Source organism: Sphingomonas aerolata, from assembly GCF_003046295.1.
Lineage (GTDB): Bacteria > Pseudomonadota > Alphaproteobacteria > Sphingomonadales > Sphingomonadaceae > Sphingomonas > Sphingomonas aerolata.
The window spans coordinates 88,481-102,515 of sequence record NZ_PZZN01000003.1; the positions used below are offsets into that span (position 1 = coordinate 88,481).

Sequence of the window (14,035 nt, forward strand, 5' to 3'; positions counted from 1 at the left end):
AAGACTGGTCTGCCCGCGTCAGCGCGGTGCGGACCAGTCCCCGGACTTTCCGCCGCGCTTTTCGAGCAGGCGGATCCCGTCGATCTCCATCGCCTTGTCGATCGCCTTGGCCATGTCGTAGACCGTGAGCAGCGCGACCCCGACCGCGGTGAGCGCCTCCATCTCGACGCCGGTCTTGCCGTCGGTCGCGACGGTCGCGGTCGCGGTGACGCCGCTTTCGTCGACGTCGAGGTCGAGCGTGATCTTGGTCAGCGGCAGCGGATGGCAGAGCGGAATCAGGTCGCTGGTCCGCTTGGCGGCCATGATCCCTGCAACGCGGGCGACGGCGATGACGTCACCCTTCTTGGCCGAGCCCTCGGCGATCGCGCGCGCGGCCTCGGCCGACATGGTGATCCGGCCGGTCGCGACCGCCTCGCGTGCGGTCGGCGTCTTGCCGCCGACATCGACCATCCGCGCGGCACCCGCCGCATCGACATGCGTCAGCTGGCTCATCCGACCAGTGCCCGCGTCGCTGCCTCGACATCGTCCTGGCGCATCAGCGCTTCCCCGATCAGGAAGCACCGGATCCCGCGCTCGGCCATCGCGTCGAGGTCGGCGCGCGTCGTCAGTCCGCTTTCGGCGACGAAGGTGCAGTCGCGCGGGGCCTTGTCGACGAGGTCGTAGGTCCGCTGGAAATCGACGGTGAAGTCGCGCAGGTCGCGGTTGTTGACTCCGATCAGCCGCGACTTGAGCTTGAGCGCGCGATCGAGTTCGTGCGCGTCGTGGATCTCGACGAGTACGTCCATCCCGCATTCGAGCGCGGAGGCCTCGATCTCCGCCATCTGGATATCGTCGAGCGCGGCGACGATGATCAGGATCGCATCGGCACCGATCGCGCGCGCCTCGGTCGCCTGCCACGGGTCGACCATGAAGTCCTTGCGCAGGACCGGGATCGACACGGCGTCACGCGCGGCGGACAGATAGGCGTCCGCGCCCTGGAACCATTTCTCGTCGGTCAGGACCGAGAGGCAGGCGGCACCGCCAGCTTCATAGGCGCGGGCATGCGCGGGGGGATCGAAATCGGCGCGGATCAGCCCCTTGGACGGGCTGGCCTTCTTAACCTCGGCGACCAGCGCATAGCCGGGCTTCGCATCGAGCGCGGCGCGGAAGCCGCGTGGCGCCGACATGCGGGCGATGCCGGCGTCGATGTCCGACAGCGATGTGGTGGCCTTGCGCGCGGCGACTTCGGCGCGCTTGGTCTCGAGAATACGGTCGAGCATGGTCATGTCAGTAGGCGATCCAACGGTCGAGCAGCGCGTCGGCGCTGCCGGTGTCGAGGGCGGTGGCGGCGAGCGCCGCGCCTGCGACAAGGGTGGGGACGGTCCCGGCGACCATCAAGGCCGCGGCGGCGTTGAGCAGGACGGCGTCACGATAGGCGCCCGCCTCGCCCTTCAGCAGGCGGCGAAGCGCCTCTGCGTTATGAGCGGCATCACCGCCGCGAATTGCCGTGATCGCATGCCGCGGCAACGCTGCATCGTCGGGCGTGACGCGCGCGGGAAGCACGACGTTGCCGATGGACGCAACGACGCTGGGGCCCGCGCCGGACAATTCGTCGAGCCCTTCCTCGCCGGAGACAACGAGTGCGGCCTGGGTACCGAGCTGGGCAAGGGCATCGGCGTAGAGCGGGACATAATCGGGCCGCGCGATGCCGATGAGCTGACGCGTCGTTCGCGCGGGATTGGCGAGCGGCCCCATCAGGTTGAAGATCGTCCGCCTGGCGATACGCTGACGGATCGGGGTGATCCGCTTCATCGCCGGATGGTGATTGGCGGCGAACAGGAAGGCGATGCCGATGTCGCGCAGGCTGGCCTCGGCGGTTGCGCCCGCGCGGTCCATGTCGAGGCCGAGGACTTCGAGCGTGTCGGCGGCGCCGGCCTTGCTCGAGGCGGCACGGTTGCCATGCTTGGCAACCGGCACGCCGCACGCCGCGACGACGAGCGCGACGGCGGTCGAGACGTTGAGCGTATGGTGGCCGTCGCCGCCGGTGCCGCAGACGTCGATCGCACCCGGCGGCGCATTGATCGGGATCATCCGCTCACGCAGTGCACGCGCGGCCTCGGCGATCTCGATACTGGTTTCGCCACGCTCGGACATGGCGATCAGGAATGCGGCGATTGTGTCCTCGCTGGCGCGCGCGTCGAGGATGACGGCAAACGCCTCGCGCGCGGTCTCGCGCGACAGCGGCGTCGTTGGATCTGGCAGGAGCACGGTGGTCGTCATCGATCGAGCCCCTCGCGCAGGCGGTCGGGCAGCTGATGCGAAATCCCCGCCAGCGTCAGGAAATTGGCGAGCATCGCGTGGCCGTGTTCGGTCGCGATGCTCTCTGGATGGAACTGCACCCCGTGGATCGGCAGCGTCGCGTGGCGGAACCCCATTACGCTGCCATCCTGCGCGGTCGCGTTGATGACCAGCGTATCAGGGACCGCGTTGACGATCAGCGAGTGATAGCGCGTCGCGATAAACGGCGAAGGGAGACCGGCGTAGAGGCCGGTGTCGTCATGGACGACCGGCGACGTCTTGCCGTGCATGAGCCCGCCACGTTCGACCTTGCCGCCGAAATGCTGCCCGATCGCCTGATGACCGAGGCAGACGCCGAGCAGCGGTTTGCCGGCATCGGCGCAGGCGGCGACGAGGTCGAGGCTGACGCCCGCTTCGGTCGGCGTGCAGGGGCCGGGGGAAATGAGAAACGCCTCCGCGCCGGACGACAGGGCCTGTCCAGCGGAGATCGCATCGTTGCGGACGACCTCCACCTCGACACCCAGTTCCATCAGATAATGGACGAGGTTCCAGGTGAAGCTGTCGTAATTGTCGACGACCAGGATCATGCGTTCGCCATAGACGAAGTCGAAGCCGGTGCAACGGGGATGCGCATCGCGCGACGCTGCACATCATGTCGGCCATAATCGGTGCAGGGCAAAGCGCGGGGCATGCTATTCAGCACGGAGCAACCTGCGGCGGCAGACGTTGTCTGTATGCAAGGAGTTTTCCACCAATGTTCCGTCTCACCGTCCTCGCCGCGCTGATCGCGCTTCCCGCCCTCGCTTCGGCGCAGGAGCAGACGGCCGAACAAGGCCAGCCCCCGCAGCGCATCCGCAGCGTTACGCTGGGGGCTGGGCAGAAGTGCCCGACATCGACCAATGGCGAGATCGTCGTTTGCTCGACGCTCGATCAACCCTATCGTATCCCCAAGGAACTGCGCGATACCGCACCGATCGCCGCGCAGAACCAGAGCTGGGTCAACCGGGCTGCAACCGTCGATCAGGTCGGCCGCGTCGCGGGCGGGCTGCCGGACACCTGTTCGCCGGTCGGTACGGGCGGACAGTCGGGATGCGCGCTCGCACGAGCCCGTGCCTATTCGGCCGAGCGCCGTGCGCAGGCTGCGGGGCAGGCGATCGATCCCTGACGCCACAGCGAGCTCTATCCGGATCCTAGGCCGCGGTCGTCACCTGACGCCCGTGGCCTTTTACTGTGTTTGTCGAACGATGGCGGGATTACTGCCCGTAGGACGTCCCGCCGGCGCGCGCGACCGCTTCGCGGGCGGCGGCGAGGATCGCCCCGGCCTTGGCCTCGCATTCGCGCTGTTCGGACACGGGATCGCTGTCGGCGACGATTCCCGCCCCCGCCTGTGCATGGATCATCCCGTCCTTCACCACGGCGGTCCGCAACACGATGCACGAGTCCATCGATCCGTCGGGGGAGAAATAGCCGACGCCGCCGGCATAGGCGCCCCGCCGTTCGGGTTCGAGTTCGGCAATGATCTGGCACGCCCGGACTTTTGGTGCGCCGCTGACCGTGCCGGCGGGGAACCCCGCGAACAACGCATCGAGCGCGTCGCTGCCGGGCGCGAGCGACCCGACGACGTTCGAGACGATGTGCATGACGTGGCTGTAGAATTCGACGCCGTAGCTCGCCGTGACGCGGACCGATCCCGGCGCCGATGCCCGTCCGACATCGTTGCGGCCGAGGTCGAGCAGCATCAGATGCTCCGCGCGTTCCTTCGGATCGGCCAGCAGGCTGGTCCGGTTCGCCTCGTCTTCCGCAGCACTGCGGCCCCGCGGGCGGGTCCCGGCGATCGGGCGGATCGTCACCTCGTCGTCGCGGACGCGGACGAGGATCTCGGGTGAGGATCCGATCAGCGCGAAGCCGGGAAGATCGAGGTGATAGAGGAAAGGCGACGGATTAATCCGCCGGAGCGAACGATAGAGCTCGAACGGCGGGAGCGTGAACGGCGTGCTGAAGCGCTGGGCCAGGACGACCTGGAAGATGTCCCCGGCCACGATATAGTCCTTCGCACGCGCGACCATCGCGCCGTAGCGATCCGGCGACAGCGCCGGCGTGTAGGACGGCTCGGGTGAGACCGCCCGGACCGGCGCCGGTACCGGCGTGGTCATGAGCTTCGCGGCGACGGCGTCGAGCCTTTCTTCGGCACGCGCGACGATCGTGTCGGGATCCATCGCGGGATCCGGCCAGGCGGGGGCGACGAGAAATAGCGCGTCGGCGAGCCGGTCGAAGACGAGAACCACCGAGGGACGTACGAAGATCATGTCGGGCAGGCCGAGCGGATCGCTGTCGGGTTGCGGCAGGGTCTCGACCAGACCGACCGTCTCATAGCCGAAATAGCCGACCAGACTGGCGAGCGCGCGTGGCAGCTCCTCCGGGACGTCGCTGCGGCATTCGGCGACCAGAGCGCGCAGGGCATCGAGTGTGGGCAGCGCACAGGGCTCGAACGCCTCGCGATCCGTCGACCAGTGACGGTTGATCTCGGCACGATGACCCGCGGCACGGAACAGCAGGTCGGGCGCAAGGCCGATCAGACTGTGCCGTCCGCGTGTTGCGCCGCCCTCGACCGACTCGAGCAGGAAGTCGCCACGCCCCGGCTCGATGAGCTTGAGGGCGGCGGCGACCGGCGTCTCCGTGTCGGCGACCTGCCGCCGCCAGACGAGGGCAGGGCGTCCGGCGGCGAGCGCCGCGCGTGCGAGCTCAGTTATTGGAACCACCCTGTGCCAGCAGTTCGGCCCGGACGCGGGCGACGGCCTTCGGATCGGTCTTCACGCCGACCTGCGCGCGGACGGCCTTGACGAACTGGTCGACATATTCGCGGCCGACGCTGCGCGTGATCGAACCGCGAGCGGCCTGGATCGCCGCCTGGTTGCCGGTCGCATTGCCGCGATCGATCTTGTCGAGCTTGACCACGAACCAGCCATCGGGGCCGGCGATCGTCTTGGCGGTACCCTGCGCCATGCTGAACATCAGGCGCAGCACGGGCGGGGTGTTTTCGGGGTTCTGCATGATCTGCGCGCGCGACGCCGTGACGGGGCGCGCGGGCGGGACCGGGAAGCCCGACTGCCCCAGCGCCTGCTGCAGCGGCATGCCCTTGTTGATCCGTGCAAGTGCGGCATTGGCGTATTTGCGGGCGGCCTGGCTGGCGCGGTCGGCCATCAGGTCGCGCATCACGGCAGGACGGACCTGTGCGAGCGGACGGGGTGCGGCGCGAACGACGCGGCCGAGCGCGACGACCGCGAAGCTGCCGTCCGACCCGGTCTGGACCATCTGCGGCGCATCACCCTCGGTGGCCTGGAACGCGGCACTGACGATCGGCGCGAGCGCGGCGTCGGGCTGGGTGGCGGGCGCGTCGGGGTTGGTGCCGTTGGCGACGAGGCCGGGCGTGGTGATCGCGGTCAGCTTGCGGTCCGCGATGATCTCGTCGAACGTCGCATTGTCCGACAGGCCATCGTCGATCGCGTCATGGATCTTGCCGAGCGCCGCCTGCGCCTTTTGCGCGCTGAGTGCTGTGGCGATCTCGCCCCGTGCCTGGTCGAGGGTCTTGGCGGGGACGTTCTGGATCGAATCGATGCGAGCGATCGTCCAGCCGAGCGGCGTACGGACGGGGCCGACGACCGCGGCATTCGCTGCCGCGAACACGGCATCCGCGACCTGCGGGCTGGTCGTGCCGGCATAGGCGGCCTTCTCGACAGCCGTCTGCGTCGATGCCTCGAGCCCGGCGGCGCGGGCGGCGTCGGCGATCGCGGTTCCGGCCTTCACCTTGGCAGCGATCGCGGCTGCACCCGCCTGATCGGCGACGACGACCTGCGTGATCGTGCGCTTCTCCGTCGGGGCATAGCGGGCGCGATCCTGCTGATATTGCGCGGCGATTTCGGCGTCGGTCGGGACGGCCTGCGCCTTCACCTGCGCCGCGTCGACGACGGCGTAGCGGACGACGCGGCGTTCTGGGATCGTGTAGCGCGCGACGTTGCGACGATAGAAGGCGTTCAGTTCGGCGTCGGTCGGCGCAGGGCCGGCCGGTACCGCGGCGGTCGGGATGAAGCCGACGAGACCGCTGCGCTTCTCGAGCAGGAGCGAGGCGAAGGGGAGGGCGAGCTGGCTCGGGACCTGCGACGCGCCGCGCGTCGGCAGGATCAGCTGTTGCGCATAGGTGTCGCGGACGATGTCGGCGCGAATCTGCGCGTCGGTCAGCTTCCGTTCGACCAGCACGCGCTGATACAGGGACGGATCAAACTTGCCGGTCGGGCCCTGCAGTGCGGGGATGCTGGCAATCTGCCCGTCGACCGCGCGCTTGCTGACGACCATGCCCTGCTGCCGGCCGAACTGCTCGAGCGCGAGGCTCGCCGTGATGCGGTCGAGCGTGCCGTCGAAGCCGCCTTGCTGGACATAGCTCGCCATGTCGAGCGTCGGCTGCTGCTGGCGGAACCCTTCCATCTCGGTCTGGACTCGCGTGCGAAGCTCGTTCGCCGTCACCTCCGCCTTGCCGACCGTGGCGACGTCGTCGGCGGCGATGCCGCTTGTTCCGCCGCCCAACCCGGTCATGTCACCCGCCGCGAAGGCGAGTGCGATGACGCCGAGGAGGCCGAAGGTGATGATCACGCCGAACCTCGACTGGGTGAGGCGGCGGAAGAAACTGAGCATGAATGGCCGATCGACAGGGACTGAGTTCCTTCCGCTTTACGGTGCGCATCGGCGCGCTTCAAGCTTGTGCCGTTCCGTGTCGGCGCTATCCGGGACCGATGATGATCGGGAGAGTGCGATGCGGCGCAAGTTGGTAGCGGGAAACTGGAAGATGAACGGGTCGCGCGCGGCGCTGGCTGAACTCGACGCGATCGCGGCGGCGGCGGCGGCAGCGCCGGACGTCGATGTGGAAATTGCCGTGCCCTTCACGCTGATCGCCGCAGCGGCTGATCGCGCGCCGGCGCTCGCGATCGGTGCCGAGGATGTGCACGAGGCCGATTCGGGCGCGCATACGGGTTGCGTGTCGGCGGGGATGGTGAAGGAAGCGGGTGCGTGCTTCACGATCGTCGGCCATTCGGAACGCCGTGCGGACCAGCACGAAACCAGTCATGACGCCTGGGCGAAGGCGGCGGCGGCGCGGCGGCAGGGACTGCGCGTCATCCTGTGCTGCGGCGAGACGGAGGCCGAACGCGATGCCGACCGGGCCGAACGTGTCGTGCAGGCGCAGATCGAGAAGTCGGTGCCCGACAATGCCGACGGGAGCTGGTTCACGCTGGCCTATGAGCCGCGCTGGGCGATCGGCACCGGGCGTACGCCGACGCTCGACGAGATCGCCGCGATCCATGCGATCGCGCGGGCGAAGCTTCGCATGCTGATCGGCGATGCGGCCGCGGGGGTGCGGATCCTCTATGGCGGGTCGGTGACGGGCGCCAATGCCGCGGCGATCCTGGCGACCGCGAATGTCGACGGCGCGCTGGTCGGTGGCGCGAGCCTGACTGCGGACAAGTTCGTCCCGATCATCGAGGCCGCGGCGAGCATCGACGGCGCCGGCTGACCCGCCGGGAGCGCGGCACGCCCTATCGTCGGGCGTACCGCGTCAGGCCTTTGGTCAGGGGCCGCCGTATCGGTCGCTCAGCATCGCGAAGGCGGCGCGCAGGGCATAGGCCTCGCCCCCCTTGGGCCGGCCGGGCTTCGGCGTCGGGCGCCAGGCGAACACGTCGAGATGCGCCCAGGCAATGCCGGGCGGCACGAAGCGGCGCAGGAACAGCGCCGCGGTGATCGCGCCGGCAAAACCGCCATCGGGCGCGTTGACCAGATCGGCGATGTCCGACTTGAGCATGTCGTCATACCCGTTCCACAACGGCATCCGCCAGAGCGGGTCGGCCTGTGCGTGGCTAGCGGCGATCAGTTCAGCCGCGAGCGCTTCGTCGTCGGTGAACAGCGGCGGCAGATCGGGGCCGAGCGCGACTCGCGCCGCGCCCGTCAGCGTCGCGAAGTCGAGGATCAGCGCAGGGCGGTGCTCGACCGCGCGGGTCAGCGCGTCGCCGAGAACGAGCCGCCCCTCGGCATCGGTATTAGTATTCTCGACCGTCATTCCCTGTCGCGTGTCGAGCACGTCGCCCGGGCGGAAGGCGTTGCCGGCGATCGCGTTCTCGACTGCGGGGATGAGCAGGTGGAGTCGGACGGGGAGCTTCGCCCCCATCACCAGCCCGGCCAGGGCGAGCGTGTGCGCAGCGCCGCCCATGTCCTTCTTCATCAGCCGCATGCCGGCCGATGGCTTGATGTCGAGGCCGCCCGAGTCGAAGCAGACGCCCTTGCCGACCAGCGCGACGCGCGGGTGCGTGGGGTCGCCCCATTCGAGCTCGATCAGCCGGGGCGCGCGTGCCTCCGATGCTGCCTGGCCGACTGCGTGGATCATCGGATAGCCGCTGGCGAGCGCGGCGCCGCGCGTCGTCGTGACGGTTGCGCCATGCCGGGCGGCGAGCGTCTCTACCGCCGCCTCGAGCTCGGCGGGGCCGAGATCCGATGCGCCGGTGTTGACGAGGTCGCGGACCATTGCGGTCGCCTCGGCAAGACGGATCGTCGGCTCGATCGACGCGACCTCGCTCGTCAGCAACACGCGCGCGGGCTTGCCGACGGGCTTGCGATAGCGATCGAACTGATGCTGTGCGAGCATCCAGCCGAGTCCGGCACCCCCCACGTCGCCCTGCGCAAGGCGGTAAGTGCCCGCGGGAAGCGAGGCACCGAGCGACGCGATCCGCCACGGCGACGACATCGCCTCGTCACACACAAGCAGCATCGACCATGTGTCGGAGGCATCGCCCGGGAGGACGGCGCGGTCACCCGGCTTGCCGGTCAGGCTATGCGCCGCGACCGCGGTGCGGATGCGCGGCGGCTGAGCACCGAGCCAGCTCGCAAACTCCTCCGGACGGACGACGTGGATCGGCGTGGCGGGCTGGCCGCGGTCGGGCTGAAGCAGTGAAGAGAAATCGGTCATTGCGTGCCAGTTACTGAGAGGGGGCCACGAGGAATTGTTCGTACCGGCCGCTCGCACCGGGTTCGGCATAGGTGCTGAGCGAGAGCGTACGGTCGGGATAGGTGATGCGATAGGTGCGGTTGACGAAGCCGCCGCGCAAGCGGGCGCGGCCGGTCTGCGCAAAACCGGTCGGTTCGCCGAGCGCGCCGAGGCTCGACTTATAGTCCGCGAGCGCGACCGGCTTGAAATAGAAATTGGCGTCCTCGGTCAGGCGGCTGCGGTCGAGCGTGCCGGTGCGGAGCTGATCGTAGACTGCGCGTGCCCTGGGCAGGGCGGCGGCATCTTCTCCGTTCGCGGCGGGGGGTGGCAGGACGATCTTCGCGATCCCGCTCGAGATGCGGCCGACCGCATCGCTGAACCAGCTGTTGGTAAGCACGACGATCGCCGCCTGATCGTCGGGATACACGATGTTCTCGGACAGGAAACCGACCGCCTCGCCGCTATGCTCGACGTAGCGACGCCCGTTGGTGGTGCCAGTCGAGACGCCGAGGCCATAGCCATTGGTCGATCCGTCGACGAGCCTGATAGGGGTCTCCTGCGCCGCCCAGTCGTCCGCGGGCAGCGTGGTGCGGGTAAGCCGCGCTACGTCCCATTTGGCGAGGTCCCGCGCACTCATCGACAGCTCGCCCGCGGCATAGAGCCAGCCCGGCGCACTCGGCGTCTCGGGACGGACGGGCCCGAGCGCGAAACGGCCATAGCCTTGTGGAAAGCCCTTGCCGATCGCCTTGTCCTGATCGAGTGCGCGAATGTCGAGCGGCTTGAAGATGCGCTGCTGCAGGAAGTCGAGCAGCGGTTGGTTCGCGACCTTCTCGACGATCAGGCCCGCGACGACATAGCCCGTGTTGGAATATTGCCACTGTGTGCCCGGCTCGAAATCGAGCGGCTTCTTGCCCCAGCGATCGACGATCTGCTGCGGCGTGACGGGGGTGGCCATTGCCGCAAAGCTGTAATCCTGCGGCCAATAGTCCTGCAGGCCCGAGGTGTGGCTGAGCAACTGGCGGATCGTGATGCGGTCGCCATTGGTGACGCCGGGGACATATTTCGCGACCGTATCGTCGAGGCTCAGCCGGCCCTCATCCTCGAGCAGCAGGATCGCGGCGGCGGTGAATTGCTTCGAAATCGACGCGATCTGGTAGGGCAGCGCCGGATCCGCGCGCGCGATCGTTTCCGACGGCTTGCCATAGGCCTTGGCGAACACGATCTGCCCGCCGCGCACGATCGCGATCGATGCGGACGGGACGCCTGTATCGCGGAGCGAACCGGCGACGAGCGTATCGATCTGCGCGCTTTCCGCAGGCGTGAGCGACTGCGCGATGGCGGGCAAGGGAAGCGCGAGCGCGGCGAGCGTGAACAGGCGAAACAGCATGGCGACATCGAAGCAGAAGGCGGGTGTCGGCGCAACGCCGCAACTTAATGTCGAGCCATCTGAAGAGCTTAACCTATATCAGGTTAAACGGCGGAACACGCCCTCGCACGGGGACGTTTCAGCGGCATCGATCACGTCATCACAACAGATTGGGAACTGCCATGCTCTGGACCATCGCCGTTATCTTGCTCGTCCTCTGGCTTGCCGGTTTCGCCTTTCACGTCGCGGGCGGGTTGATCCACGTCCTGCTCGTTATTGCAGTGATCGTGGTGCTCGTGAAGCTGTTCACCGGTCGCAACGTCGTCTGAACGCGTGTGCCCCAAGGTGCAGGTATTTTCGCCTGCACCTTGGGGTAGTATCGTTGCGTCAGGACCGACGCAGGCGCGTCAGACCGGCACGCCGTACAGATCATGGTCGTCGGCATCTTCGATCGTCACGGGTACGATATCGCCGACCGTCAGATGACCTGCGTCGCGCAGGAAGACCTCGCCGTCGATCTCGGGCGCATCCGCCTGTGAGCGACCCGTCGCCCCCTCGTCGTCGACCACGTCGATGATCACGTCGAGGGTCCGGCCGATCTTGGCCTGCAACTTGGCCGCGGAAATCGCCGCGGTCTTTTCCATGATCCGGGCGTAGCGCTCTTCCTTGAGCTCCTCGGGCACATGGTCCGGCAGCAGGTTGGCCGCCGCGCCCTCGACCGGTTCGAACCGGAACGCGCCGACGCGGTCGAGCTGCGCCTCGTCGAGCCAGTCGAGCAGATACTGGAAATCCTCCTCGGTCTCGCCGGGGAAGCCGACGACGAAGGTCGAGCGGATCGTGATGTCGGGCGCGATCTCACGCCATTTGTGAATGCGCTGGAGCACCTTGGCGTCGTTGCCGGGGCGTTTCATCCGGCGCAGCACCGCTGGCGCGGCATGCTGGAACGGGATGTCGAGATAGGGCAGCACGAGGCCCTCAGCCATCAACGGTATGACGTGGTCGACGTGCGGATAGGGGTAAACGTAATGCAGCCGCACCCACGGCGCGATCTTGCCGAGTTCGCGCGCGAGGTCGGTCATGTGCGCACGAACCTCGCCGCCACCCTTCAATGGCCAGACCGAGTGGCGCAGGTCGACGCCATAGGCCGACGTGTCCTGGCTGATGACCAGCAGTTCCTTCGTGCCCGCGGCGACGAGCTTTTCGGCTTCGCGCAGGATCGCGTCGGGACGACGGCTGACGAGATCGCCGCGCAGGCTCGGGATGATGCAGAAGGAGCAGCGATGGTTGCAGCCTTCCGAGATCTTCAGATAGCTGTAGTGCCGCGGGGTCAGCTTGAGCCCGGCATCCGGGATCAGGTTGAGGAACGCGGACGGCGGCATCGGAGCGGCTTCGTGGACCGCGCCGACGACCTGCTCATATTCATGCGCACCGGTGATCGCGAGGACCTGCGGGAAGCGCGCGCGGATCGCCTCGGCTTCCTTGCCCATGCAGCCGGTGACGATGACGCGGCCGTTCTCGGCGATGGCTTCACCGATCGCCTCGAGGCTTTCTTCCTTCGCCGAATCGAGAAAGCCGCAGGTGTTGACGAGGACGACATCGGCGCCGGCATAGTCGGGCGACATCTGATAGCCGTCGCCGCGCAGCTGTGTGAGAATCCGCTCGCTGTCGACGAGGTTCTTCGGACAGCCGAGCGAGACCATGCCGATCTTGGGCGGAGTGGGGAGTATGGTTGCCATGGGAGCCACGCACATAGGCGCAAAGTTCGGTTTTTTCTAGGCGGTCGAGATGCGATCCGTCATGGCCGGGTCTGAGGACAGGGAAAGGGACCCAAAATGCTGGCGATTGGATTGATGTCGGGGACGTCGCTCGACGGGATCGACGCCGCGCTGATCGAGACCGATGGCGAGGCGATGGTCCGCCCCATCGCGTTCCGTGGGGAGCCCTATTCGGATGCGGCGCGCGCGGAACTGTCCGACGCGACACGTATGGCGCTGACGTTCGATCGGCCGCGCGCCAGTCCGCCGATCGTCGCCGCCGGCGATCTCATCACGCGTACGCATGTCTTCGCAGTGCACAAGCTGCTGGCGGATGCCGGTGTCGCCGCAGCGGAAGTAGACGTGATCGGGTTTCACGGACAGACGATCGCGCATCGGCCCGATCGGGGATGGACCTGGCAGATCGGCGACGGCGCTGCGATGGCACGCGCGACGGGGATCACGACGGTGTCCGACTTCCGGTCGGCCGATGTGGCGGCGGGGGGGCAGGGCGCGCCGCTGCTGCCGGTCTATCATGCGGCGCTGGCGTCCACGCTCGACGGGCCGGTCGCGGTGTTGAACCTGGGCGGGGTCGGCAACATCACCTTCATTCCAGGCGAGGCAAGTGGCAACGACTCGCTGGTCGCGTTCGATACGGGGCCGGCGAACGGCCTGATCGACAGCTGGGTCGAGGCGGAGACGGGCGCGCGCTACGACAAGGGGGGCGCGCTGGCGGCGGCGGGGCGCGTCGACGAGACGGTGCTGACGGCGATGCTCGATCACCCGTTCTTCGATGCACCGCCGCCCAAGTCGCTCGATCGCAATGACTTTACCATACAGCCGGCGCGCGGGCTGTCGGCGGCGGATGGTGCGGCGACGCTGACAGCATTCACCGCGGCGACGGTCGCGGATGCGGTCCGGAATCTGCCCGCGCGACCCAAGCGGCTGCTGGTCGCAGGCGGTGGACGTCATAATCCGACGATGCTGGCCATGATCGCCGCGGCGACCGGGCTGGGCGTTGAGGCGACCGACGCACTCGGGTGGAACGGCGATGCGCTGGAGGCGGAAGGGTTCGCCTATATGGCGGTGCGGACGCTCCGCGGGCTGCCGATCAGTTTTCCAGGAACGACGGGGGTGCCAGCGGCGATGGCTGGCGGGGTCGTCCACGCGGTTTAAGGCCACTGAACATGCCAGAGGTGATGGCCCGCCTTTGTCGGCGGGCCATGCATTTCGATTAGTGGGACTTCTTCGGCTTGCCGGGCTTCTTGGGCGCGGGCTTTGGCGGAGTCTTCTTTTCCGGTGCGTCCTTTGCGCGGAGCGCAGGTGCGGCGATCGCAGCAGCAATGCCGGCGACCAGCGTGGCGCCGACCGCGATCGCGGTCTTCGGGTGCGACTTCACCGCGTCAGTGGCGGTGGCGATGCCGGCCTTTGCCGCGTCCGTCGCATCGTCCATCCAGTCGCCCTTCGCGGCGGGGGCCGGCGCGGCGTCGTCGTCATGCCTGACCTTGGCATGTGGCATGGCAGAATTCGGGATCGACGACATAAGCTATTCCTCGCACAGGGATGATGCACGCTAAACCGACCGGGTCCATGACGGTTCCGTTACGGGATCGCGCA

Annotated in this window: 14 protein-coding genes; 4 read left to right on the forward strand and 10 right to left on the reverse strand. The window is 67.9% G+C overall.

Annotated elements, in window-relative coordinates; all coding sequences use genetic code 11:
• Nucleotides 1-18: 18 nt before the first annotated feature.
• Genes moaC through C8J24_RS13000 form a run of 4 tightly spaced genes read right to left on the reverse strand, consistent with a single transcriptional unit; the run spans nt 19 to nt 2,864 of the window.
• Nucleotides 19-492 carry a cyclic pyranopterin monophosphate synthase MoaC gene (gene moaC / locus C8J24_RS12985; protein ID WP_107933005.1) on the reverse strand — a complete coding sequence of 158 codons (474 nt, stop codon included), beginning with the start codon at nt 490-492 and terminating at the stop codon, nt 19-21.
• On the reverse strand, nt 489-1,265 hold the full coding sequence (gene trpC, locus C8J24_RS12990) for an indole-3-glycerol phosphate synthase TrpC (RefSeq protein WP_107933007.1): 777 nt from the start codon (nt 1,263-1,265) through the stop codon (nt 489-491). Before trpC ends, moaC begins: the two co-directional genes overlap by 4 nt.
• A 1-nt stretch (nt 1,266) precedes the next feature.
• Nucleotides 1,267-2,259 (reverse strand): anthranilate phosphoribosyltransferase, encoded by a 993-nt coding sequence (trpD, locus tag C8J24_RS12995; protein WP_107933009.1) that lies wholly within the window; start codon nt 2,257-2,259, stop codon nt 1,267-1,269.
• Nucleotides 2,256-2,864, reverse strand: coding sequence for an anthranilate synthase component II (locus C8J24_RS13000; protein ID WP_107933011.1), 609 nt, complete (start codon nt 2,862-2,864; stop codon nt 2,256-2,258). Before C8J24_RS13000 ends, trpD begins: the two co-directional genes overlap by 4 nt.
• Before the next feature lie 167 nt (nt 2,865-3,031).
• Here C8J24_RS13000 and C8J24_RS13005 point away from each other — a divergent pair, with 167 nt between their 5' ends.
• Nucleotides 3,032-3,442, forward strand: coding sequence for a hypothetical protein (locus C8J24_RS13005; RefSeq protein ID WP_031440380.1), 411 nt, complete (start codon nt 3,032-3,034; stop codon nt 3,440-3,442).
• A gap of 88 nt (nt 3,443-3,530) precedes the next feature.
• Here the strand turns inward: C8J24_RS13005 and trpE are convergent, their stop codons facing one another.
• Together trpE and C8J24_RS13015 are read right to left on the reverse strand one after the other, a co-directional pair.
• Nucleotides 3,531-5,036, reverse strand: coding sequence for an anthranilate synthase component I (gene trpE / locus C8J24_RS13010; RefSeq protein WP_107933013.1), 1,506 nt, complete (start codon nt 5,034-5,036; stop codon nt 3,531-3,533).
• The gene (locus tag C8J24_RS13015) at nt 5,020-6,963 is read right to left on the reverse strand and encodes a peptidylprolyl isomerase (RefSeq protein WP_107933016.1); all 1,944 of its coding nucleotides are present in this window, start codon (nt 6,961-6,963) and stop codon (nt 5,020-5,022) included. Before C8J24_RS13015 ends, trpE begins: the two co-directional genes overlap by 17 nt.
• Nucleotides 6,964-7,081: 118 nt before the next feature.
• Between C8J24_RS13015 and tpiA the strand changes: the two genes are divergently transcribed.
• Nucleotides 7,082-7,837, forward strand: coding sequence for a triose-phosphate isomerase (tpiA, locus tag C8J24_RS13020; RefSeq protein WP_107933018.1), 756 nt, complete (start codon nt 7,082-7,084; stop codon nt 7,835-7,837).
• A 54-nt stretch (nt 7,838-7,891) separates the two neighbouring features.
• On the opposite strand, the gene C8J24_RS13025 is transcribed toward tpiA, so the two are convergent.
• Both C8J24_RS13025 and C8J24_RS13030 read right to left on the reverse strand, forming a co-directional pair.
• The gene (locus C8J24_RS13025) at nt 7,892-9,280 is read right to left on the reverse strand and encodes a leucyl aminopeptidase family protein (protein ID WP_107933020.1); all 1,389 of its coding nucleotides are present in this window, start codon (nt 9,278-9,280) and stop codon (nt 7,892-7,894) included.
• Nucleotides 9,281-9,290: 10 nt separating this feature from the next.
• A complete protein-coding gene (locus C8J24_RS13030; RefSeq protein ID WP_107933023.1) occupies nt 9,291-10,685 on the reverse strand; it encodes a serine hydrolase domain-containing protein in 1,395 nt (464 codons plus the stop codon).
• Between the two features lie 161 nt (nt 10,686-10,846).
• On the opposite strand from C8J24_RS13030, the gene C8J24_RS13035 reads away from it, so the two are divergent.
• Complete coding sequence (locus tag C8J24_RS13035; RefSeq protein WP_107933025.1) at nt 10,847-10,993, forward strand: lmo0937 family membrane protein; 147 nt, start codon at nt 10,847-10,849, stop codon at nt 10,991-10,993.
• A gap of 78 nt (nt 10,994-11,071) precedes the next feature.
• Here the strand turns inward: C8J24_RS13035 and rimO are convergent, their stop codons facing one another.
• Nucleotides 11,072-12,400, reverse strand: coding sequence for a 30S ribosomal protein S12 methylthiotransferase RimO (rimO, locus tag C8J24_RS13040; RefSeq protein WP_107933027.1), 1,329 nt, complete (start codon nt 12,398-12,400; stop codon nt 11,072-11,074).
• Between the two features lie 96 nt (nt 12,401-12,496).
• On the opposite strand from rimO, the gene C8J24_RS13045 reads away from it, so the two are divergent.
• Nucleotides 12,497-13,594: an anhydro-N-acetylmuramic acid kinase gene (locus C8J24_RS13045; RefSeq protein ID WP_107933029.1), complete on the forward strand. Its 1,098-nt coding sequence runs from the start codon at nt 12,497-12,499 to the stop codon at nt 13,592-13,594.
• A gap of 58 nt (nt 13,595-13,652) precedes the next feature.
• On the opposite strand, the gene C8J24_RS13050 is transcribed toward C8J24_RS13045, so the two are convergent.
• A complete protein-coding gene (locus C8J24_RS13050; protein WP_107933031.1) occupies nt 13,653-13,961 on the reverse strand; it encodes a hypothetical protein in 309 nt (102 codons plus the stop codon).
• Between the last annotated feature and the right edge of the window lie 74 nt (nt 13,962-14,035).

What these genes read in the sequence shown, in the direction of transcription:
- C8J24_RS13025 (WP_107933020.1), bottom strand. Translation starts at nt 9,280, where the DNA reads ATGACCGATTTCTCTTCACTGCTTCAGCCCGACCGCGGCCAGCCCGCC.
- C8J24_RS13035 (WP_107933025.1), top strand. Translation starts at nt 10,847, where the DNA reads ATGCTCTGGACCATCGCCGTTATCTTGCTCGTCCTCTGGCTTGCCGGT.
- C8J24_RS13005 (WP_031440380.1), top strand. Translation starts at nt 3,032, where the DNA reads ATGTTCCGTCTCACCGTCCTCGCCGCGCTGATCGCGCTTCCCGCCCTC.
- C8J24_RS13050 (WP_107933031.1), bottom strand. Translation starts at nt 13,961, where the DNA reads ATGTCGTCGATCCCGAATTCTGCCATGCCACATGCCAAGGTCAGGCAT.
- C8J24_RS13030 (WP_107933023.1), bottom strand. Translation starts at nt 10,685, where the DNA reads ATGCTGTTTCGCCTGTTCACGCTCGCCGCGCTCGCGCTTCCCTTGCCC.
- rimO (WP_107933027.1), bottom strand. Translation starts at nt 12,400, where the DNA reads ATGGCAACCATACTCCCCACTCCGCCCAAGATCGGCATGGTCTCGCTC.
- trpC (WP_107933007.1), bottom strand. Translation starts at nt 1,265, where the DNA reads ATGACCATGCTCGACCGTATTCTCGAGACCAAGCGCGCCGAAGTCGCC.
- moaC (WP_107933005.1), bottom strand. Translation starts at nt 492, where the DNA reads ATGAGCCAGCTGACGCATGTCGATGCGGCGGGTGCCGCGCGGATGGTC.
- C8J24_RS13000 (WP_107933011.1), bottom strand. Translation starts at nt 2,864, where the DNA reads ATGATCCTGGTCGTCGACAATTACGACAGCTTCACCTGGAACCTCGTC.
- C8J24_RS13045 (WP_107933029.1), top strand. Translation starts at nt 12,497, where the DNA reads ATGCTGGCGATTGGATTGATGTCGGGGACGTCGCTCGACGGGATCGAC.
- C8J24_RS13015 (WP_107933016.1), bottom strand. Translation starts at nt 6,963, where the DNA reads ATGCTCAGTTTCTTCCGCCGCCTCACCCAGTCGAGGTTCGGCGTGATC.
- trpD (WP_107933009.1), bottom strand. Translation starts at nt 2,259, where the DNA reads ATGACGACCACCGTGCTCCTGCCAGATCCAACGACGCCGCTGTCGCGC.
- tpiA (WP_107933018.1), top strand. Translation starts at nt 7,082, where the DNA reads ATGCGGCGCAAGTTGGTAGCGGGAAACTGGAAGATGAACGGGTCGCGC.